The 21501-nt window shown below is 46.7% G+C and carries 23 protein-coding genes; 11 read left to right on the top strand and 12 right to left on the bottom strand.

What is annotated here, in order from left to right:
- Positions 1-42 precede the first annotated feature (42 nt).
- The 3 genes from dnaJ (at position 43) to H8K36_RS12660 (ending at position 3302) form a co-directional block, all read left to right on the top strand.
- Positions 43-1161: a molecular chaperone DnaJ gene (dnaJ, locus tag H8K36_RS12650; protein ID WP_186916839.1), complete on the top strand. Its 1119-nt coding sequence runs from the start codon at positions 43-45 to the stop codon at positions 1159-1161.
- Positions 1162-1297: 136 nt separating this feature from the next.
- Positions 1298-1969: a carbonate dehydratase gene (can, locus tag H8K36_RS12655; protein ID WP_186916840.1), complete on the top strand. Its 672-nt coding sequence runs from the start codon at positions 1298-1300 to the stop codon at positions 1967-1969.
- A gap of 208 nt (positions 1970-2177) precedes the next feature.
- The gene (locus H8K36_RS12660) at positions 2178-3302 is read left to right on the top strand and encodes an acyltransferase family protein (protein WP_186916841.1); all 1125 of its coding nucleotides are present in this window, start codon (positions 2178-2180) and stop codon (positions 3300-3302) included.
- On the opposite strand, the gene H8K36_RS12665 is transcribed toward H8K36_RS12660, so the two are convergent.
- Entirely contained in the window at positions 3292-3780 is a 489-nt protein-coding gene (locus H8K36_RS12665; RefSeq protein WP_186916842.1) for a thiol-disulfide oxidoreductase DCC family protein, read from the bottom strand. The genes H8K36_RS12660 and H8K36_RS12665 overlap by 11 nt on opposite strands.
- Before the next feature lie 52 nt (positions 3781-3832).
- Here H8K36_RS12665 and H8K36_RS12670 point away from each other — a divergent pair, with 52 nt between their 5' ends.
- The 6 genes from H8K36_RS12670 to H8K36_RS12695 are packed head-to-tail and all read left to right on the top strand — an operon-like array spanning position 3833 to position 9041.
- Positions 3833-4873 (top strand): MerR family transcriptional regulator, encoded by a 1041-nt coding sequence (locus H8K36_RS12670; RefSeq protein WP_186916843.1) that lies wholly within the window; start codon positions 3833-3835, stop codon positions 4871-4873.
- 11 nt (positions 4874-4884) lie between these two features.
- Complete coding sequence (locus H8K36_RS12675; RefSeq protein ID WP_329604226.1) at positions 4885-5037, top strand: DUF2256 domain-containing protein; 153 nt, start codon at positions 4885-4887, stop codon at positions 5035-5037.
- A gap of 17 nt (positions 5038-5054) precedes the next feature.
- Positions 5055-6602, top strand: coding sequence for a cryptochrome/photolyase family protein (locus H8K36_RS12680; RefSeq protein ID WP_186916845.1), 1548 nt, complete (start codon positions 5055-5057; stop codon positions 6600-6602).
- Positions 6603-6611: 9 nt separating this feature from the next.
- On the top strand, positions 6612-6836 hold the full coding sequence (locus H8K36_RS12685) for a TIGR02450 family Trp-rich protein (protein ID WP_186916846.1): 225 nt from the start codon (positions 6612-6614) through the stop codon (positions 6834-6836).
- 36 nt (positions 6837-6872) lie between these two features.
- Entirely contained in the window at positions 6873-7583 is a 711-nt protein-coding gene (locus H8K36_RS12690) for an SDR family NAD(P)-dependent oxidoreductase (RefSeq protein WP_186916847.1), read from the top strand.
- A gap of 54 nt (positions 7584-7637) precedes the next feature.
- Positions 7638-9041 carry a S41 family peptidase gene (locus H8K36_RS12695; protein ID WP_186916848.1) on the top strand — a complete coding sequence of 468 codons (1404 nt, stop codon included), beginning with the start codon at positions 7638-7640 and terminating at the stop codon, positions 9039-9041.
- Positions 9042-9077: 36 nt separating this feature from the next.
- Here H8K36_RS12695 and H8K36_RS12700 read toward each other — a convergent pair whose 3' ends face one another.
- The 9 genes from H8K36_RS12700 to H8K36_RS12740 form a co-directional block, all read right to left on the bottom strand.
- A complete protein-coding gene (locus H8K36_RS12700) occupies positions 9078-10034 on the bottom strand; it encodes a carbon-nitrogen hydrolase family protein (RefSeq protein WP_186916849.1) in 957 nt (318 codons plus the stop codon).
- 56 nt (positions 10035-10090) lie between these two features.
- Entirely contained in the window at positions 10091-11248 is a 1158-nt protein-coding gene (locus tag H8K36_RS12705; protein WP_186920450.1) for an SEL1-like repeat protein, read from the bottom strand.
- Between the two features lie 230 nt (positions 11249-11478).
- Positions 11479-12291, bottom strand: coding sequence for a 3-methyl-2-oxobutanoate hydroxymethyltransferase (gene panB / locus H8K36_RS12710; RefSeq protein WP_186916851.1), 813 nt, complete (start codon positions 12289-12291; stop codon positions 11479-11481).
- A gap of 51 nt (positions 12292-12342) precedes the next feature.
- Positions 12343-12690 (bottom strand): DMT family protein, encoded by a 348-nt coding sequence (locus tag H8K36_RS12715; RefSeq protein ID WP_186916852.1) that lies wholly within the window; start codon positions 12688-12690, stop codon positions 12343-12345.
- A gap of 17 nt (positions 12691-12707) precedes the next feature.
- On the bottom strand, positions 12708-13199 hold the full coding sequence (gene folK / locus H8K36_RS12720) for a 2-amino-4-hydroxy-6-hydroxymethyldihydropteridine diphosphokinase (protein WP_186916853.1): 492 nt from the start codon (positions 13197-13199) through the stop codon (positions 12708-12710).
- A 5-nt stretch (positions 13200-13204) separates the two neighbouring features.
- The gene (gene pcnB, locus H8K36_RS12725) at positions 13205-14596 is read right to left on the bottom strand and encodes a polynucleotide adenylyltransferase PcnB (RefSeq protein WP_186916854.1); all 1392 of its coding nucleotides are present in this window, start codon (positions 14594-14596) and stop codon (positions 13205-13207) included.
- Positions 14589-15269 (bottom strand): histidinol-phosphatase, encoded by a 681-nt coding sequence (locus H8K36_RS12730; protein ID WP_186916855.1) that lies wholly within the window; start codon positions 15267-15269, stop codon positions 14589-14591. Before H8K36_RS12730 ends, pcnB begins: the two co-directional genes overlap by 8 nt.
- A gap of 116 nt (positions 15270-15385) precedes the next feature.
- Positions 15386-16093, bottom strand: coding sequence for a DnaA regulatory inactivator Hda (hda, locus tag H8K36_RS12735; RefSeq protein ID WP_186916940.1), 708 nt, complete (start codon positions 16091-16093; stop codon positions 15386-15388).
- Between the two features lie 17 nt (positions 16094-16110).
- Entirely contained in the window at positions 16111-17196 is a 1086-nt protein-coding gene (locus H8K36_RS12740) for an AI-2E family transporter (protein ID WP_186916856.1), read from the bottom strand.
- 214 nt (positions 17197-17410) lie between these two features.
- On the opposite strand from H8K36_RS12740, the gene purM reads away from it, so the two are divergent.
- Positions 17411-18454, top strand: coding sequence for a phosphoribosylformylglycinamidine cyclo-ligase (gene purM, locus H8K36_RS12745; protein WP_186916857.1), 1044 nt, complete (start codon positions 17411-17413; stop codon positions 18452-18454).
- Between the two features lie 97 nt (positions 18455-18551).
- On the opposite strand, the gene H8K36_RS12750 is transcribed toward purM, so the two are convergent.
- Entirely contained in the window at positions 18552-19076 is a 525-nt protein-coding gene (locus H8K36_RS12750; protein ID WP_186916858.1) for a TlpA family protein disulfide reductase, read from the bottom strand.
- Between the two features lie 172 nt (positions 19077-19248).
- On the bottom strand, positions 19249-20688 hold the full coding sequence (locus H8K36_RS12755) for a S41 family peptidase (protein ID WP_186916859.1): 1440 nt from the start codon (positions 20686-20688) through the stop codon (positions 19249-19251).
- A 237-nt stretch (positions 20689-20925) separates the two neighbouring features.
- On the opposite strand from H8K36_RS12755, the gene H8K36_RS12760 reads away from it, so the two are divergent.
- Positions 20926-21501 carry a DNA-3-methyladenine glycosylase I gene (locus H8K36_RS12760; protein WP_186916860.1) on the top strand — a complete coding sequence of 192 codons (576 nt, stop codon included), beginning with the start codon at positions 20926-20928 and terminating at the stop codon, positions 21499-21501.

Raw genomic sequence — 21501 nt, forward strand, 5'->3', positions numbered from 1 at the left:
GCGTATCACAACTAACTTTAATAAAAACAAGGTGTAATCGAGATGGCGAAGCGTGATTTTTACGAAATTCTGGGGGTTGCAAAAAACGCCTCAGAAGATGAAATCAAAAAAGCTTATCGCAAACTAGCGATGAAATATCATCCGGACCGCAATCCGGATAGCAAGACTGCGGAAGAAAAATTCAAAGAAGGCAAAGAAGCCTACGAGATGCTTTCCGACCCACAAAAACGCGAAGCCTACGATCGTTATGGACATGCGGGTGTCGATCCTAATATGGGGGGCGGCGGTGGCGGCCATGGCGCTGGTTTTGCTGATGCCTTTGGCGATATTTTCGGTGATATCTTCGGTGGTGGTCGTCGTAGCTCAGGCCCACAGGTGTATCGTGGCGCTGACTTACGTTACAACCTCGAAATCACGCTGGAACAAGCGGCCAATGGTTTCGATACGACGATACGCGTCCCAAGTTACGATGAATGCGAAACTTGTCATGGTTCTGGTGCGAAACCTGGTACCTCACCAGTCACATGTACGACTTGCGGTGGGCATGGCCAAGTTCGTATGCAACAAGGTTTGTTCAGTATTCAACAGACTTGCCCGAAATGTCATGGCACTGGCAAGATGATTACTGACCCATGTAATCCATGTAGTGGCACTGGTCGAATCAAGCGAAACAAGACTTTGGAAGTGAAGATCCCTGCTGGTATCGATAATGGCATGCGCATTCGTTCTTCTGGTAATGGCGAGCCAGGCATTAATGGTGGGCCGCCGGGTGACTTGTATGTGGAAATCCATATCAAACCTCATCAGGTTTTCCAACGTGATGGCGACGATTTGCATTGTGAGATTCCTATCTCCTTTGTGAAAGCAGCGCTGGGCGGCGATATTGAAGTGCCGACTTTAAGCGGTAAAGCATCGTTTACGATTCCAGAAGGTACTCAATCAGGTAAGACCTTCCGTTTGCGTAGCAAAGGCGTGAAGGGCGTGCGTTCTGGCTATGCCGGCGATTTGTTCTGCCACGTAGTGATCGAAACCCCAGTCAAATTGACCGATAAACAGAAAGACCTCTTACGCAATTTCGAACAATTGACTGTGGAAGGTGGCTCTAAGCATAGCCCTCAGAGCAAAACCTGGATGGATAAAGTGAAGAAATTCTTCGAATAATCTTGCTTTTTTTTCGATATAAGAAGCGCGGATCGCAGTCAGATCCGCGTTTTTTTATGGCTGTCGCTTGACCTGAAATTAGGTGAAAAGCTCTAGAAAAGGTAAAATGGCGGGAATGAATTGGTAAAGGCGCAACATGAGTGAAATGTTAAGAAATAGTGTCACCCCCGAACAACTGTTTGAGAATAATCGTAAGTGGGCTGGAAGTATTGTTAGTCGCGATGCCGACTTTTTCAAGAAACTAGCAGCTCAACAAAGTCCAGAGTATTTGTGGATAGGCTGTGCGGATAGTCGTGTATCCGCAAACGAATTGTTGGGTTTGCTGCCCGGAGAGTTATTCGTACATCGTAATATTGCAAACGTGGTGGTTCACTCGGACTTGAATTGTTTGTCGGTCCTACAGTTTGCAATTGATGTGTTGAAAGTGAAGCATATTATCGTGTGTGGTCACTATGGCTGTTCCGGCGTGCAAGCAGCGCTAACTGGTCGTCGAATTGGTTTGGCCGACAACTGGTTACGTCATGTGCAGGACGTTCATCAGAAACACGAGAAGTACCTCGGCGAAGTCTTGCCACCCAAAGAGCGTCTAGATCGTTTGTGCGAACTCAATGTCATCGAACAAGTTGTGAATGTATGCCAAACCACCATCATTCAAGATGCATGGGAACGTGGTCAAGAAGTTGCGGTTCACGGTTGGGTTTATGGAATTCAAGATGGCCTTCTCAGTGAGCTTGGGATGACGATCAACTCAGCGGATATGTTGGCGCCACATCTAGAGCGTTCATTGGCGCGCTATGCTAGCCTGTAAATTTGGGTAGATATCGAACCCTTGAGTTCTCGCATCTCAATAGTTCAAAAAAATAGCGAAGGGCGACCTTCGCTATTTTTTTCCATTCTATTTGGACCAGATTGTGGATGTCATGAAATCGCATTCCAAAACTGTTACTCAACTGTAGACTGTCGAATCATCAATCAATAATAAATCGAGCAGCTCGAATCAACTGCTTTAAACACAAATGCTAACAAAAACAAATGTAGAAATTCAACGTATTCATGGTCTCGATACCCTCCGTGCTGCTGCCATTCTATTGGTGATGATGTATCACTACATGGTATTTGTGAGTAATGAGCCGAGCTTTGGGCTGTTGAGTGAGATTGGTTGGGCGGGAGTGGATTTGTTTTTTGTGCTGAGTGGCTATCTCATTGGAAACCAAATTTTTTCTGAGATGCGCACAACCGAGGGATTTTCTCTTACGCGTTTTTACGCACGACGTGCTTTGCGCACGCTTCCCAATTATTATTTTATTCTAGCGATTTATTTTTTATTTCCGGTCGCGGCGGGCGGTAATCCATTAACGCCGTTATGGAAGTTTCTCACTTTTACCCAGAATTTCGATTTGAAATCGGGCTCCTCGTTTTCGCATGCATGGTCTTTATGTATCGAAGAACAGTTCTACGTCTTATTACCTTTAATTTCTTTGCTAGTACTGTCGCGTTTGAAGTCTGCGCGTGGCATGTGGATTGTCATTGCCGGAACGATGATGATTTGCGCTTGTATGCGTTTTCTGATGTTAGACAAGGTAGGTGTGGATGGCGGCCTTTACCGGACTTATATTTACTATTCTAGCTGGTGTCGTTTCGACGAACTTTTGCCTGGTGTGGCGCTGGCACTAGTGAAAAATTATCACCGCTTAGTTTGGCAAGATTGGGCCGCAAAAGGCGGACGTAATTTGATGGTTGGTTTGGTCCTGACAGGCGTTGCTTTCATTTTGTTTCAGAGTTTTAATTACGATCCTGAGTTTGGATTCTCTGGTTTTACGACGACTTTTGGTTACACCATATTGGCGTGTGGGTTCGGTTACTTAACGTTGGCGGCCTTGAGTGCAAATTCTTTGTTGGCGCGTATTCAGATTCCTGGGGCCGCAGCACTCGCGATTTGGTCTTATGCGCTTTACTTGGTGCATAAACCGCTGATGAATGCGCTGATTCCAGTTTTTAAATCGAGTGGATTAGGTGTCACCGGCGTGCTCTCGATTACCCTCATGTTCGTCATCAGTATATTGGCTGCCTACTTCCAATTTTGGTGTATCGAGACGCCATTTATGCGCTTGCGAGCCCGCTTTTTTTCGTCTAGGAATTAGCGCTTATCTTGCGCGAATGAATGCGTCGTCGGACGCTTAAAAAACCTCGATAGCAGCGCTCCAATACCCTTAAAACTAATTTGCTCGAAAGTAGTGGGGTGAGATAGGAAAGCCAGCGCAAGCGCGACCATATCTCTACAAACGCCTCGGCACCATCAATTAAGTTTCCTGCTTCATCCCGACAATGTAAGCGCGCCAAGGCCTGCTCACGAGTTAAATTGCCTCCTAGTTGCTCGGGGTCACAGCGACTCGCATCAACCCAGTTCATTTGTTCTCCACCTTTCCAGTTACGGTAGACCGCAATTTCTTTTGAGCACAATGGGCACGCACCGTCGTAATACACGGTGCAGCGATTTGTTGGTGGTTTTGCAGTATTCATTGATTGATTTGGCAAGTATTGAGCTGTTTTTGATTGTAATGGCTTTGAACCGGCAAAGAAATAAAAACTGTGGTAAATTTCGGTTCGTAAATGGTTCAAATGAAGTTCAATTTGAATTTGAGTCGTAAAATCAACTGAAGCGAGGTATCAAATGTCTCAACGTCAACTATCAGAAGCAAGCAGTAATTCAACACAAAACACGCGTTATCGCAGTGGGGCGGCTGCTCGTTTGTCTGGCGTGCCGGTCGAAACACTCAGGGTTTGGGAGCGACGCTACGGCGTGACAAATCCGGTTCGTAGTGACCAGGGACAGCGGCAATACTCATTTGAGGATGTTCGTCGACTCGGCTTGATTAAGCAATTGGTCGATGCCGGAAATGCGATAGGTGCGGTGGCTAAATTAAGTCTAGATGAATTGCTGAACATGCAGCATGCGGCTGCTGGTACAGGTCCGCAAGCGAGCTACGCCGGGGCAATGGAACAAAAAATGCTGCGAATTGCCCTGGTCGGTGCACATTTACGTCATGCGCTCATCAATCAACGCGACGAGCATAGCATGCTGAGTTTAGTGCAGACAGCGACAAACCTACATCAAGCCACCGTTCAACTCAAGGATGTCGTAGTCGATGTTTTAGTGGTCGAAATAGGTGAGATCGCGGAACCCGAAGAGCAATTGCAATTAATACGAGATGCACAACAAGTGTGCGGTGCTCGCGCGGTTCTAGTGCTGTACCGTTTCGCATCAAGTGATGCTATTCGACGTCTACGTTTGGCAGGCAACCAAGTGGCTAGAATCCCAGGTGAGATTGGTGAGATCGAGCCTTTGTGTCGCGTTGCCCTGGCACGTGCACAAATCCATTTGCAAACCAAGCAAAAGCGCGTCATGACTCAGGCACGCAGCCGTCAATTTATGAGCAATAAGTCGGCACCAGCTAGAGCAATTGATGACGATGCATTGGCCTTGATCGCCCGTTCGGCAACTTCAATACATTGCGAATGCCCACGACATTTGGTTGATTTACTGCAAATGTTAACTAGCTTCGAGCAATACAGTGCTCAATGTGAGAACCGGAATGCCGACGATGCTGAATTGCACCGAGATTTGCATTACACCGCCGCACATGCACGAGCTTCCTTGGAGCAGGCGTTGCTGCGGGTTGCCCAAGCTGAAGGTATCAGTCTCGTCGCTTAAGCCAGATGAAGATGCGAAAGAAGTCGGAGTTGCCGACTAAGATTTGCACGAGATGCGGACTGTCTTTTTCTTGGCGTAAAAAATGGAAGCTCAATTGGGAGCAAGTGAAGTATTGCTCCGAGCGTTGCCAGCGTGGTGGCGTTTCTTGTTTGGCTTCAAACTAAATTCTAGGGTGCAGTTTATGGACACCATAAAAAAAGCAGATCAGTTGCGTTTGATTTTGGGCGATCAATTGAATCGACAACATAGCTGGTTTGCGGGATTCGACGAGAAGATTGTCTATGTCTTGATGGAAGTGCGCCAGGAGACCGATTACGTTCTGCATCATGCGCAAAAGATTATCGCGATCTTCGCTGCAATGCGTGCTTTTGCGCAAGAGCTGCAAGAGGCGGGACATCGAGTGCATTATTTGAAAATCGATGACTTGCAAAATCAGCATGGCATTCCCTTGAATATGCAAATGTTGGCGCAAATGTACGGCGCAGAAAAATTTGCGTATCAAGCACCAGATGAATGGCGGCTTGATCAACAACTGTCGCAGTTGGCATCAGATCCTCAACTGCCAGGAGTGATGGTCGACACCGAACATTTCTATACTTCTCGAGCGGAGGTGGCATCCTTTTTCAGCCAAAGAAAACAATGGTTGATGGAAGCTTTTTATCGTTCGATGCGCGTCCAGCATCACATACTCGTCGATGAGAAAAAGCAGCCCATCGGTGGCGCTTGGAATTTCGATCACGATAATCGGAAATCGTGGCCTGGTTTGCCATGGGAGCCGGCGGATAATAGACCTCGTTATGATCATTCGACCCTATGGGATAGTGTTGTGGCTGCTGGAGTCAAGAGTTTCGGCGAGCCACAAGCGGAACAATTTCGTTGGCCTTTGAATCGGAATGATGCTTTACAACAGTTGCAGCATTTTATTCAGTATGCATTACCGAATTTTGGTGAATTTCAGGACGCAATGAGTAGCAAAGCATGGCGCTTGTTCCACTCTATGCTGTCATTCGCCTTAAACGTAAAAATGCTATCACCGCGTGAAGTAGTAAATGCCGTGCTTGATGCCTACCAGGAGCAACAACTTCCGTTAGCATCGGTTGAAGGATTTATTCGCCAAATCATCGGCTGGCGTGAATATGTGCGTGGCGTATATTGGCATCGTATGCCGCACTACGAGGATGCAAACTATTTCGCCCATCAGCAGGCTTTGCCTGAATGGTTTTGGAATGGTGAAACCAAAATGCGCTGTATGGCGACCGCGATTTCGCAATCTTTGCAGCACGCACACGCCCACCATATCCAGCGATTAATGGTGATTGGTAATTTTTCGCTGCTCGTCGGTCTAGACCCTAAGGCAGTGCACCAGTGGTATTTGGGGATTTACATTGACGCCTTCGAATGGGTCGAATTGCCCAATACGATAGGAATGAGTCAGTACGCCGATGGCGGCCACTTGGCAACCAAGCCTTATGTGTCAAGTGCGGCATACATCGATCGTATGAGTGATTACTGCAAAGGCTGTCACTACAATAAAAAGTTAAGACTAGGGGAAGATGCTTGCCCGTTCAATGCCTTATATTGGGATTTTCATCATCGTCATGAGAACTTGTTGGGTAGAAATCCTCGGCTTGGCATTGTCTATAAACAATTGAGGCAAATGAAGGACGATGATCTGATCGCATTGAAAGAACGTGCCCGCTATATTCAACTGCATTTACACAAAATATAGGAGCACAAGATGAACTCGCGTTTGAATCCTAAAAAATTATTACTCTCAAAATGGACAGCGGTTTCTGTCGAGAACAAACAAAAACACTTTTTGGTGAGTAAGGTGATTGAACCAGAACATGAAGATTTGCCTATCGTCGAGGTTGAAATCGAGGCTGTGTATAGCAAGGTCAAGCGCATTATTCCGTGGCGCCAATTGCACGACAGCACCATTTGGAAGCAAGGCTGGCAATAGATGAAGACATCTTCGGTCAAAATATGAAAAGAGAAAATGATGCAGAGTTTAGTTCAAGGATATAAGGCGTGTGTGATCGGCGCTTCTGGAGGAATTGGGAACGCGATTGCGGAACAATTGCGGATCGATCCTGCATGTGAGCAGGTCGTCTGCTTGCATCGAAATTCTATACCCGCAATCGATGTGGGCGATGAGCAGTCGGTGGCGCAATGTGCTGAACAGTTGCGCGCCATGGGACCTTTTCAACTGATTATCGTTGCAAGTGGGATCTTGCACACGCCGGAATTTATGCCAGAGAAGAAACTATCAGATCTGAATCTACAACAGATGCACCAGACCTTCTTGGTGAACACTTTTGGACCTGCATTTGTATTGCGTTATTTTGTGCCAATGCTCGATAAAGAGCGAAGTCTATTTGCTTTTCTGTCGGCGAAAGTCGGTAGCATTGGTGATAATCGACTCGGCGGTTGGTATAGTTACCGCGCTTCGAAGGCAGCCTTGAACATGTTAATCAAAACCGCAGCCATCGAAATAAAAAGAACCCACCCACAGGCGGTGTTGGCGGCGGTTCATCCCGGTACGGTTGATTCAAAACTTTCTCAGCCGTTCTCGAAAAAAAGTACAGGTGCTCCTATAGGGCGCCCAGCTGTTCTTGCAGCACAAGAAATCTTAAATGTATTGGATAGCTTAAAAGCGGATGATTCTGGTTTGTTTGTTGCATATAATGGAGAACGCTTGCCATGGTAAGCAGTTGTTAGCCAATTGGCTGTTCGATGACGAATCCTTTCTGAAAGATGGAATGTGCTAGCTCAATTTTTAAATTTTCACCGTAGTGTATTGCTACTGGTTTTATGTAGTGGTTTATTTGGCTGTGCTGCGATTGATCCTCAACATGTGATCACTAGGCAGTTTGGAAATTCTGCGCCGGCTGACGGTCGCCCCTTGTCGCCAGAGATCAAACAAGACGCCTACAACTTTGTTTGGAACCGTGTTAATGAAGCCTATGTTGATCCGCAGTTTAATGGGGTGGATTGGAAACATGTCGGGGAAATACATTATCCGAAAATTATGGGAGCGCCAAACGATGCTTTGTTTTGGCGTAATCTCGATGAAATGGTTGCGGAACTGGGTGACGCTCATACCCGAGTACTCTCCGCAAAACAATATGCCAACGATAAAGAGCGTCAAATTTTGAGTCTAGGGCTCAACATTGGCGATACGAACGAGGGGATTTTGGTATTTGGCATCGCAAAGGATTCTGCGGCTGATCAAGCGAAGATTCTTGTTGGTGACAAAATTGTGGAAATTGATGGTGTCGATGCTCAGCAGTGGTGGCAACAAGAACGTCAAAAAGCGCGCAAGAATTCGACTGAGCGGGCGCGCGAGAAGTCTGTACGTAGATTACTCAACGGTGGTGATCCCGAACGAGAAACAAGCCAAGTTAGACTGAAGATCGCCGCAGCCGATGGAGGTTTGCGTGAATTAGAACTGACACGTGGTATTTTGCCGCGTAAGGATAGCATTACTAGTGAGATTCAAGACGGTAATATTGGGTATATCAAACTGACGGCTTTTGATCAAAAGTTGAATGGTCAAATAGCTCAACACTTTGAGAAGCTTAAAGAAACTCAGGCGCTCATCGTCGATCTTCGGGGTAATGGTGGTGGCTCCTTAGGTATGGCGTTGAACATGATGGATCATGTCGTCAGTGGTAAGGTGGCGATCGGCGAACGTAAAACGCGTACAGGGAAGCCGCCGACGTTTATGTTCGGTCTCATTTCTGCGGGCAGCTTGAAGTTGGAGTTAAAGGGTGTCAGTCAGCCTTACCTAAAGCCACTTATCGTCTTGGTTGATAGTGACAGTGCGAGTGCGAGTGAATTTCTATCTGGCAGTTTGCAAGCAATAGGTCGTGCACAAGTTTTTGGAAGCACTAGTTGTGGATGTCTATTAGGCTATATGGGCTATGCCAATATTCCCGGCGGAGGCGCACTGGCTTATAGTGAAATGGACTTCGTCCCTATTGCAGGCAAACGAATTGAAGGTAATGGCGTACTTCCAGATCGTTTATTGATGATTTCGCGTGCTGATTTGATTGCAAAACGAGATGTCGTCTTGGAGGCAGCTTTAGATACTTTGAAACAAAGACTGCATACGGCTGCAGCTTCCGAGAACGAAGCTGCCCGGGTTGTTAAGTCATCTCAATAGCAAAAAATGAGTTAAAGGGGGAGCGAAAGTTGGTGCTCATTCGCCTTCGAATCGCACCAAAGTTTGTCGTTCGCGGTTGACAACAAGGCGTGTGATATCAGGGCGGGAGTAGTGTCCAGCGACATCGAAGTTTTGTCGCTCGCGACGCACTTCATTTTTGTCCAAAGTCGCCAGCAATAGACACTCTTGATCAATGACAGGCTCAATAAGCCAAGTGCCGTCGGGGTTGGCAATGCAGGAACCTCCGTTGGCTAAGATATCTGGGCAACGTTCAAGGATCTTGTCGATGTGTGGGAAGTCAGATGGAAAGTCTTGACGTCGCATGAGACCAGAAACCGCAATGCTGAAACTACGTCCTTCTTTGGCGATGAATCGAGTGAGGTCTTCTGTGTTGCGTAGATTTCCTGGCCAAATCCCCACATGCACGTCCTCACCTTGGGCATAGAGCGCAGCCCTTGATAGTGGCATCCAATTTTCCCAACAATTGAGACCACCGACCCTAAAATTCTTCAGGCCGTGAGTACGTAAACCATGGCCGTCACCCGGGGCCCAAGTTAAGCGTTCTTCATAGGTTGGCATCAGTTTGCGGTGGACCGATCCAATTTCACCTTGGGCATTGATATACACGCATGAACAGTACACGCTATACCCTGTACGATCAGACGGGCGCTCAAGGCAGCCAAGCATAATAGCGATTTGATGTTGCTTGGCGGCTTCACAAATGGAATCAAGATCTCCTGCTTCAATGTCGACTCCTTGAGCAACATAGTAAGCATGTAAATCTTTTTGAACGTCGTCATTGAAGCGAGATCCCTGAGTTAAGTCTAACCAGAATGGATAACCAGGCAAGATAGTTTCGCCAAAACAAATGAATTCCGCGCCTTGCTTTGCTGCGTCAGCGACATATGCGCAGATTTTCTTCGTGGTGCCTTGGCGATCGAGCCAAATGGGGGCGATTTGTGCCAAAGCAACGGTTAATCTTTCATCGTTCATTAAAAGCATAGCTTCCTGTTTCCGCTTTAATTTTTCGTCAATCGTTTCGCGTAGGCTTAAGGTTGGAAGGCTGCCATGATCGCGGGCACTTGCGCGTCGAGTTCTGCAATTTCCGACGGCGTTAATTTCTTGCGGCACATTTCGAGAGGGTTGCGGCTCTCAGGTTTTCCATTTTTTTCAGCCACACTAAACCATAGATAAGCTTTGAGGAAGTCACGCTTAACGTAATCGGCATTAATGTATTGCGCTCCTAAGTTAAACTGCGCAGACGCATTTCCTGCACGTGCGGCTTTTTCCAGCCACTCCATTCCCATACTTGGATTTCTTTGCTGATAATCGTCATTAAGCAATAGCAATGCAAGGTTGTATTGGGCAGGTATGTTTTGTTTCTCAGCACTTTGCTCGTACCAATATTGTGCTTGTTGCAGATTGATCTTTGTTCCTTGGCCTTTTTGGAACATTAAAGCCAAATTAAATTGAGCAATAGGGTCCCCTTTTTTGGCCTCTAAATCATTTTCATTAAATGCAGGAGAAAAGTCCTGATTGACGCCTGTGCCGGTATAGGCCAGCTTGCTTAATTCAAAGCGCGCCGCTAGATGGCCGTTCTCTGTGGCAGACTTGAACCAAGCGGCAGCTTGCGTAGCGTCTTGTGTGACACCTCGGCCAATTAGGTAAGCAACGCCGAGTTTATATTGTGCCTCTGGCTGGCCTTGGCTCGCTGCTTTTTCATACCAATAGATTGCTTGTTTCATGTCGGGCGCCACGATATTGCCGTTATCAAAGGCTTTCGCGACCTGATATTGCGCGTCTTTATTATTCAGATCAGCCGCACGGCGATACCACTTGAAAGCTAGTCCTTTATTCGCTGGTAGCTCTTTGCCGCTGGCATAGAGATCTGCGAGAATCATCTGCGCTGCAGCGTTGTTTTGTTCGGCTACTTCGATATAAAGTTTGACTGCCTCATCCACGTTTCGTTTGGTACCAAGGCCTTGTAAATGCATTCCAGCCAATTGCAGGCGGGCACTACTAATTTTGCGAAACGCGGCACGATTGATATAGGAGAAAGCAAGCTCGTAGTCTTGTTTAACGCCTTGTCCTTTGTAATACAGTAAGCCTAGATTGTAGGTGGCGTTGATATCCCCCTGATTTGATAGCTTAGTGTAGATCTTTGCTGCTTTTGCAAACTCGCCTTTGGCCGCGAGATCTGCTGCCATCTGCGCCTCGCTGGAAACAACGGGTTCTAGACCTTGTGCGTAAGAGAGTGGCGTTTGAATAAAAATCAAACTAGAAATACACAGTAAAAAAACAAGCCTCATCATCAAATCCCTATCAGATTGAAATATCTCGTTGGTGAATCAGGAAAGCGGTCGCCCACACGAAGGAGTATTCGACCATATCAGCACCGTTTCCTGGAATTTTCTTGGGAGGCGTTTATTTTTTTATTTTAGAAACAGTGTTCCGGTGCTGGAAAACTTTGATCTTTGACCGCCGCCACGTAGGCTTTAATGGCATCATCGATGTTACTGTGTCCTTCCATGAAGTTTTTCACAAAACGAGCTTTTCGTCCAGGGAAAACGCCAAGAAGGTCATGCATGACCAACACTTGACCGGAACATTTTGGCCCCGCGCCGATGCCGATCGTGGGGATATGTAGCATGCCGGTCACTTCTTCTGCCAGTGGAGCAGGGATGGCTTCGAGTACGAGCAAAGCCGCACCCGCAGCTTGTAGTTTTAATGCATCCGCTTTCAAAATGTCTGCAGCTTCAGTCGTCTTTCCTTGCACTTTATAGCCACCAAGTTGATGGACTGATTGAGGCGTTAACCCAAGGTGCGCGCAGACTGGGATCGCTCGTTCAGTTAGAAACTGAATGATCGGAGCAATCCACGCACCACCTTCGACTTTTACCATTTGCGCACCCGCTTGTATCAGTTGCACCGCATTGGTAAAAGCTTGTTCCGGCGTTGGGTATGTTCCAAAAGGCATGTCAGCAATCAGAAATGATTTGTCATTGCCGCGATGTACACAGGCTGTATGGTAGGCAACATCAGCATTACTTACCGGTAAGGTGGATTCATGGCCTTGGCATACCATCCCCAAGGAGTCGCCTATCAACAGAATGTCGACGCCACAACGATCCATCATCGATGCGAAACTCGCATCGTAGCAAGTCAGCATGGCAATTTTCTCGCCATTTTGACGCATGTTATTAAGGGTGGTGAGGGTAATCGCTTTACGATCTTGTAGATATTCAGCCACGGCTAATCTCCGGTGTGATACTAAACGTTAGACCAACTATAGGTAGGACGCTTAGCTTCGAAAAATAAAATAAACGGCGCCAATCAGACATAAGCCGGCCCAAACATAATCAAGCTTGAATGGTTGGTTCATGTAGATCATGGAAAACGGTACAAATACTAACAGCGTTAATACTTCTTGTAAGATTTTTAGTTGCGCCAGACTGTAGGCAGTGTACCCGATCCGATTCGCGGGCACTTGGAGTAAATACTCGAAAAGCGCAATACCCCAACTGACAAAAGCGGCGACATACCAGGCTTTCGATTGCAGATTCTTGAGGTGCCCATACCAAGCAAAAGTCATGAAGACATTTGATAAAACTAAGAGCCCGGTCGTTTGTACGATGATAGGGATCTGCATAGCGTTTCGGTATCGACTTAAATTGGACTAGCGATAAGCTTGCGAATTCCTTGATTCGCAACCAACGGGGCGAACTGGTGCGCGGCACCTTTGCTAGGAATGCTAATGAAGGGATCAAGCTGAAGTAGGGGAATTAACACAAAGGCCCGTTCATGCATGCGAGGATGAGGCACTGTGAGGCGTTCTGTGGCGATCCGCTGCTCACCAAAAAGAAGCAAATCGAGGTCCAAAGTTCGTGGTGCGTTGCGGTAAGGGCGTTCGCGCCCACATACTAATTCGAGTTCTTGTAAATGATTGAGCAGAGTCTCTGCATCGAGCGAGGTACTGATGCGAGCAACAGCATTAATGTAGTCATCCCCGCTGGAATCAATTGGCGCAGTCACGAACAGCGACGACGCTTTTTGCATGCTCGTGGTGGGAAACTGATTGAGTTTATCGATGGCATATTCAACTGTGGCGCGCGCATCGCCAAGGTTGGCACCGATCCCAATGTAGGCAATGGTCGCCATCGTTTTTATTCGCTAGCTGCCGTTTTTGGGCGGCGATTATTACTACGACGTGGACGACGTTTTTTCGCAGCGGGGACCTCGCCCACTTTAGCCTTTGGTTTGATGCTCAACAGGCGAACACGTTCTGCTTCATCACCTTGAATAAAGGCCGTCCACCATTCACCGATTTCATTATCGATTTCGCCTGATGCACAACGCAGTAGCAGGAAATCATAGCCAGCGCGCAAGCGGGAATTTTCCAGCATCTTGTAGGGAGATTTACCTATACGTTTTTCAAAACGTGGCTGCATCGCCCAGATGTCACGCATATCGCTTCCGATTTTTCTTTGAAGCGCGAGTGCATCTGTTTGTGTATTGAGCACGTCATCAGCTGCAAGGTGTAAAGCAGGAATGCTAAGTTCACCCGCTGCTTTGTAAGCTTCCCATTTTTCCAATACTTGATGCCATAGTAGAGAGGCAAACAAGAAACCAGGGGAGACTGTTTTACCTTGTCTAACACGTTCGTCAGTATTAGCGAGGGCTAGCGTCACAAAGCGTTCACCCATCGGCTGTTCTAACACCACATCGAGCAAAGGCATCAAGCCGTGATGCAAACCTTCTTTGCGTAGCTGCTGCAAGCACGCCATGGCGTGACCACTCATCAGTAATTTAAGCATCTCATCGAACACACGTGCGTTCGGCACGTTGTCGATGAGTGGAGCCATTACCGGAATCGGCTTGCGGGTTTCTGCATCAATAGAAAATTGTAGTTTGGCAGCGAAGCGTACTACACGTAGCATGCGCACTGGATCTTCACGATAACGGAGTTCTGGGACACCGATGATACGCAGGGTTTTCTTGCGAATGTCAGCGATGCCACCGTGATAATCCAACACTGTTTCGCTCGATGGATCGTAATACATGGCATTGATGGTGAAGTCGCGTCGTACTGCATCTTCGTGCTGTTCGCCAAAGGTGTTATCGCGCAAGACTCGGCCGTGCTCATCTGTTGGTGCATCGTTTTTCGCCGCACCACGGAAGGTTGTGACCTCGATTAAGTCTTGACCAAACATCACATGCACAATTTGAAAACGACGACCGATGATGAAGGCACGGCGGAACAAGCGTTTTACTTGCTCGGGTGTAGCATTGGTGGCAACGTCGAAGTCTTTTGGTTTTACACCGAGCAATAAATCGCGAACTGCACCACCGACGATGAATGCTTTGAAGCCATTTTCCTGCAGCGTTTGTGTAACACGAATCGCATTATTTGAAACTAATTTGGGATCGATGCCGTGCTCTTTCGCGCCGAGTACTTTAGGCTTGTTCTTGGCTTTACTCTTGCCACTCTCGTCGCTTTTGCCGTTCTCTGTGTTCTCTTTTACTCCGAGAATCTTGCGAATAAATTTCTTAATCATTGCTCTTAAATAGATGTAATGTCTGCCATCCGTGTTGATCGGCGTGGGCTTGTAATAAAGCATTCGGATTGGTTGCTATTGGGTGGCTCACCAACGATAGTAATGGGATGTCGTTTTGCGAGTCACTATAAAAGTAGGTCTTCTCAAACTGATCCAAGTGTTTGCCTTGCTTTTCCAACCAATGCTGTAAGTGCGTAATTTTACCCGCACCAGAACTTGGCACCCCGATTAATTTTCCAGTAAGTTGGCCACTTGCATCAATCTCGGGTTCTGCCGCGAGTAAATGAGGGACCCCCAGCGCAGCAGCAATCGGTGTCGTGACAAAGCGATTGGTGGCAGTGATGATGGCTATTAAGTCATTATCTGCCTGATGTCTTTTGAGCAAATCGTAAGCTGCGGGGAGCAGCGCCGGTTCGATCACTTCACGCATGAACAGTTGATGCCATTGCGCTAGTTGTTGGGGATTAAACGCGGCGAGTGTACCTAAGGCAAATTCGAGATATTCAACTGGATCTAAAGTGCCTGCTTGATATTGGGCAAAAAATTCCGCATTCCGGCGGCTAAATTCGTCCGCATCGACAGCGCCAATACGTACCAAAAATTGTCCCCATTCATAGTCTGAATCAATGGGGATAAGCGTATGGTCTAGATCAAAGAGGGCGAGATTAGGCATGTTTTACGTGGAATATCGAGCAAAATTCGAAATTAGAACCAATGGAGATGAACGCAAAGTATTGATTGTAGTGCAATTGGGCATCAAAAAAGCATCAAATGCGCATCAAAACAGCATTATCGGTCGATATTGCTAGCATTTTCATGATGATCTAGATGATTTCGATGTAAAAGCTCGCGTAATAGCGGAAGCGTGATGGGGCGCTTGGTTTCTAATGAGAAGTGGTCTAAGTCTGTGAGCATTTGGCTGAGAGACTGCATGTCGCGTCTATAGTGCGTAATTAAATAGGGCAAAACGCCTTGTGCGAGACCAATACCTTTGGCTTCTGCCGCGCGTTCCAAGGCGTCGAGTTTGTCTTCGTCACTTAAACCCAAAACTTGATAAACCAAGCCCCAGCCGAGGCGAGTTCGTAAATCTTCACGTAGATTCAACAGCATGGGCGGTTGTTTTCCCGCTGCTACGAAGAAGGCACCATTGGCTTTCGCTTCGTTAAAGAGAGCGAATGCATCAATTTGTGCAGCAGGCGAGAGCTGTTCGCAATCATCTAACAAATACAGCTCGGTGCCCTCGCTATAAAAGAATTGCTCTTCCGGGGCATCGGCGCTGATGTATCGGGCGTGGGGGTGTTGCGCTAGTGCGTGTAGTAGGTGGGTTTTGCCGGCACCAGTCTCACCCCAAAAATACACGGAACGTTCACCATATTGACTAGCGGTCTTTTCGGAAAACAAACAAAGAATTTGCGCCAATTCGGCATTTTGTCCTACGACAAAGGTATCTAATGACGGCGGTAGTTCGGCGTCGAGATCTAACAAGAGTTGTCTCATCATTACTTCAATTACATTTATGTTTGGCGATAAAAGCTACTGCTGAGGTAGGAAGCACGCAAATGCTTCATCGCGACTGAGACAATGGCGGACGCTGGTAAAGCCACCAGAATTCCGATAAATCCGAATAATTGGCCAAAGGCCATCAATGCAAAGATGACCGCTAATGGGTGCAGTCCAATGCGTTCGCCGACTAATTTTGGCGTCAAATAGAAACCTTCGATGACTTGTCCAAAGCCATAAACGATGGCGACTGCGATGAGGCCGTGTAAATCATTAAATTGCAGAACTGCGGTAACTAATGCCAAGAAAAGTCCAAAACCAAAACCTAAGTAAGGGATGAAAACTAACAACCCAGTTAAAACGCCAACTGGGATGGCCAAGTCAAAGCGTGCGATCCACAAAGCGACCGAATAATAAATTGCCAGCACCAGCATTACCAATAATTGACCATGCAGGTACTGCGCGAGCAGGCTGTCCACTTCACTACCCCAAGACATGGTCTTTTCCAACCAACGTCGAGGAATGAAATTTTTGAGGCGATTTACTAACGCATGCCAATCGATCAAGAGGTAATACAGAACAATAGGAATCAACATCAGGTTTGCGATGATCCCTAAAACCGCTGTACCGCCTACACGAATGGAGGAGAGAACTGCTTTGCCGATTACATCGCCACTCGACGCTAAGTGTTCAGACACCAGAGACTTAAACCCCTCCGCATCGATTTTGTTATTGATGCCCAAATCACTCAGGATAGGGGTGATCATGGCATTGAATCGTTCTAAGAAAAGTGGAATTTGATTTTGCAGCTGCGGAATTTCTTTCTGGAAGATCGGCACCATGATCAAAAAGAACGCAAACACCAAAGCGATCAAGAGCAACAGAATCACTACAACCGCTAGCGAACGGGGCATGCAACGCTTGCGAAACTTTAGTTTACTGAGCCGGTCGACGAAAGGGTTGAGTATGTACGCAAGCGTTGCAGCCACAACAAATGGCATCAAAATTGGGCCTAGAAGCGATAGTAAAAGCACAAAACCAGTGGCGACGCCAAGCCACAGAATGCTCTGTTTTTGGTTTGCAGTTAGCTTAAATGACATAGTTTGCTTCTCGGTATTCCGCCTGATTTGCCTAAAAACTAGGTAAAACTCAGGTCGATTTGTTAAAATAGCGCTTTTCGGTCTTTTCGTTTCATATTCTGCCTTGTTTCCAACCATTGTTGGAGTCACGCAAGGAAATCCTTGAAACAGAAAGCCAAGGAAATTTGGCAATTCCGCTATTTTACCGCCTCAAGCCCCTACTGACGAATATCCTATGAGCACAAATACTCCTGTTTCTCTTTCTTATGCCGACGCTGGTGTCGATATGGTCGCCGGTGACGCCCTCGTCGATGCGATTAAACCCTTTGCTAAACGCACGATGCGCGAAGGTGTCATGGCTGGCATCGGTGGTTTTGGCGCAATGTTCGAAGTCAGCAAGAAATATAAAGAACCAGTGTTGGTTTCTGGTACTGATGGCGTTGGTACTAAGTTGAAATTGGCCTTCCACTTGAACCGTCACGATACAGTCGGCGTTGATTTGGTGGCGATGAGCGTCAACGATATTTTGGTGCAAGGCGCTGAACCATTGTTTTTCCTCGACTATTTCGCCTGCGGTAAACTCGACGTCGCTACTGCAACTGACGTCATCAAGGGTATTGCATTTGGTTGCGAACAAGCAGGTTGCGCTTTGATCGGTGGCGAAACTGCTGAAATGCCTTCTATGTATCCTGAGGGCGAATACGATTTAGCTGGGTTTGCAGTTGGCGCAGTAGAAAAGTCTAAAATTATCGACGGCAGCAAAATCGTTCCAGGCGATGTCATTCTTGGTTTAGCTTCTTCCGGCATCCATTCCAACGGTTTTTCTTTGGTGCGTAAGATCATCGAGGTTGCGAACCCAGATTTGAACGCAGATTTTCATGGTCGTAGCTTGGCGGATGCTTTGATCGCGCCAACTCGTATCTATGTCAAACCATTGTTGGCTTTGATGGCTAGCATGGAAGTTAAAGGTATGGCGCATATCACAGGTGGTGGATTGGTCGAAAATGTGCCGCGTGTATTGGGCGATAAATTGACAGCAGTGCTTGATAGTACGAGCTGGGAATTACCACCTTTGTTTAAGTGGTTGCAACAGCATGGCGGTGTAGCCGATGCTGAAATGCATCGTGTGTTCAACTGCGGTATTGGTATGGTGGTGATTGTAGCGGCAGATCAAGCAGAGGCAGCGATGACACAATTGTCAGCGGCTGGCGAAACTGTATATAAAATCGGTGCGATTCGTGCACGTGAAGGTAACGAACATCAAACGATTGTTGTGTAACTCTGCACGATGATGATCACAAAAAAGCAGACCATGTAGGTCTGCTTTTTTTATTGGCGACTTTCGATTTGAACTCGAGCCGTAATATGGACTTTATTTATTGCGCCAACGATTCCCATAAGTTGTCCCAGTCTTCGCCCTTGAAGGTGCCGTCGCGGCGCAAAATCAACTCACCTTTACTATTGATGACGAAGTGAACTGGTCCTGTCGAGACATTACCAAATCCGTCTAAGCTATTGAGGTTGCCTTTCCATAACAAAGGAAATTGTTGATTTTTTGGGGTGCTCAAGGCAACGATTTTGGCATAGGTCTCAAAGTCGCTTTTTGTTTTATCGATATTGACACCAACCAGAACAAATTTTTTGGCTGCGTTGTCGCGATAAAATTCGCGCATCAATTTCAAGTCGCGTTCGCACACTGTGCAAGCAGCGCCATAGAAACTAACTAGAACAGTCTTTCCAGCATAAGTCTTGAGATCGAAATTCGCTCCATTGCTGTCAGTGCCAATCAACTTGATTTGGTTTGATTGGGTCACAGCCTTACTTTGTGCAGAGTGGGCAGGTGTTTGAGCCAGAAGGGCAGAGATGCCAATGGCAAGTGCAACAAAGAAATGTTTTTTCATGAAAATGAGAAATGGTGAAGTGAGCCGTAAGTGTAATGCATTTGGCATTTGTCGGTATGCATGCCGGATTCTTACATCATTTTGTTCAAAAAAACGAAAAAATGAAGTCAATCTGTTTATTCTAAGACGGAAAATGGCGCTCGCCATCAAGCGATGACCAGACTTTTGATTCTTAATGTTTCAGTAGACGAATATTTCGCCAAGCACGCTCACGTGTCTCGATCGCATTGCTCAATACGGAACTGCGTTCGATTGGCGGTGACGCAAGTCCACTGGTGCTGCATGTACCTGTTTGCGAATAATTGATGGCATTGGCCAATAATCGTTCATTGCTGCTACCGAGTGGATTTTCCAAGTCGTCACTACTTGCACAGGTCGGCGCGAAACCATTGACATATCCTCCGTTGCCTTGATCGTTCACACCTGAGAACTCGATGGCGAAATAGGCCGTGCCACAGTTGTCAGCTTGGATAAAACCATACGGTTTCCCGCAGGTTGTGCCGCCAATGGTAATGACCTGCACAAACGGCGATAGTCCGTTAATAATGGACTCACTTGCTGAGCAGGTACGCGACGAAGTCAATACGAAAACGCGACTCAAATTTAATTGCGGTAAAGCCTGGCCATTTCGGGCTTTGTTCGTGTAAAGGTCGCGGCTTTGTGAAGTCTTTTCGGGGTGCTTGTCGTTGAACTGTAGTTGTTCAAATACGCGCCCCTGGACCTTGCTACCTGCGATCATGGAAGCAACTTCATTCGCAATGTATAAGTAGCCGCCTCCGTTGTAGCGCAAATCAATGACTAAATCATCGATACCGCTTTGCTTGAATTCTTGCATCGTATTGATTAAAGGAGCTTCTGCGGTTGCAATATGGTCTGTGAATACAAGGTAACCTAATTTGCGGTTCGAGCTTGTCGTGATGATTGAATTTTGCAGTACGGGGTAACTCGTAATAGAAGTCGAGACAAGTTCAACCGAGCGCGTGCTCATTGCCCCGTTATCTTTGACTTGTAGTATGGTCTTCACGCCAGCTTTGTCTGGATACAATGCCGCGATTTGTGTATCCCGTGAGAGTGTCTCAATTGCAGCACCGTTAATACCGATGATTCGGGTTCCACGTTGTAGGTTTTGTGTTGCAGCTGGTGAATTGGGCTGAACATAGGTGACACGCAAGCTGCCATTTTGATTGACCAATTCGTAGCCAAAGCCGATTTCTGCCCCAGAATCAAAATAGTTATTGATTTCTTCTGTGCTACCGGTAAAGCTGAAGCGGTCTTTAGATTTGACCAGTAGGGCATCGAAGTATGCCTGTGGACTGCTGTAGCTCGTTGCTGGGACCTCGACAATTTCTCTGTACCAGAGATAGACATCGTTTAAATGGGCGCGAACCCAAGCCTTTTCACCTGTCGGTGTACACACATTTGCCAGTTGATCAGGATTGCCAATGCTGCCGTTATTTGTGCTCCCACCATTCACAACGCTACAAAGTGCACTGTTGTTATTGCAAGAATTAATTGAGGCGGGTGTACTACCACCACCGCCGCCGCAGCTGGTCAAAGCCAGCAATCCTGTCAATGCAAGGGAGTAAGCGAAGGCTTTTTGAGGATTCAACATGATAACTTGTGCTCCGCAAAGTGGAATTGTTAATGACAGATGTGTATTGAACTAGTGTCTGACAAGTATAATCGAAGTAATTATAAACTTGTGTGATTCGCAATGCTAAACGTCGCGGGTCAAACAAAGGCTTTTGAAGTTAAGTCAATATGCATTGACGTTCAGTAGCTGTTGATCTGTTTATGTTTCAGAAGACTTAGGCTAACTTCTTGGAATGTAGTAGAACCTGGGGAAAATATGTCAGTCAGACGATGTACTTGGGCGAATCCCGCCAATCCGTTGTATCTCGAATACCACGACCACGAGTGGGGAGTTCCTTGCCACGATGAGCGTCAATTGTTTGAAATGTTGAATTTAGAAGGCGCACAGGCTGGTCTAAGTTGGGAAACGGTACTTAATAAACGCGAAAACTATCGCTTAGCTTTCGATCGATTCGACCCCCAAAAAATTATTCGATATGATGAGAAAAAAGTCGAGAGTTTGATGCAAAACGCAGGCATCATTCGCAACCGGTTAAAGATCAATGCGGTGATTGTCAATGCGCGTGCCTACTTGGAACTGTGCAAAGACGTTGGCAGTCTCGATGCCTATCTCTGGGGGCATGTCGATGGTAAACCTCTTGTGAATTTGGATGGGCGTATCGTGACTAGTCCCTTATCAGATCAAATTTCCAAAGACCTTAAAAAACGTGGGTTTAAATTTGTTGGATCGACGATTATCTATGCTTATATGCAGGCAATTGGGATGGTCAATGATCATTCGCGCGAGTGTGATTGGCATCCAAATAATCGTCAAAGCAAAGCGAAGAAATGA

The organism is Affinundibacterium nitidum (assembly GCF_014284155.1).
In the GTDB taxonomy this organism is placed as follows: domain Bacteria; phylum Pseudomonadota; class Gammaproteobacteria; order Burkholderiales; family Burkholderiaceae_D; genus Undibacterium; species Undibacterium nitidum.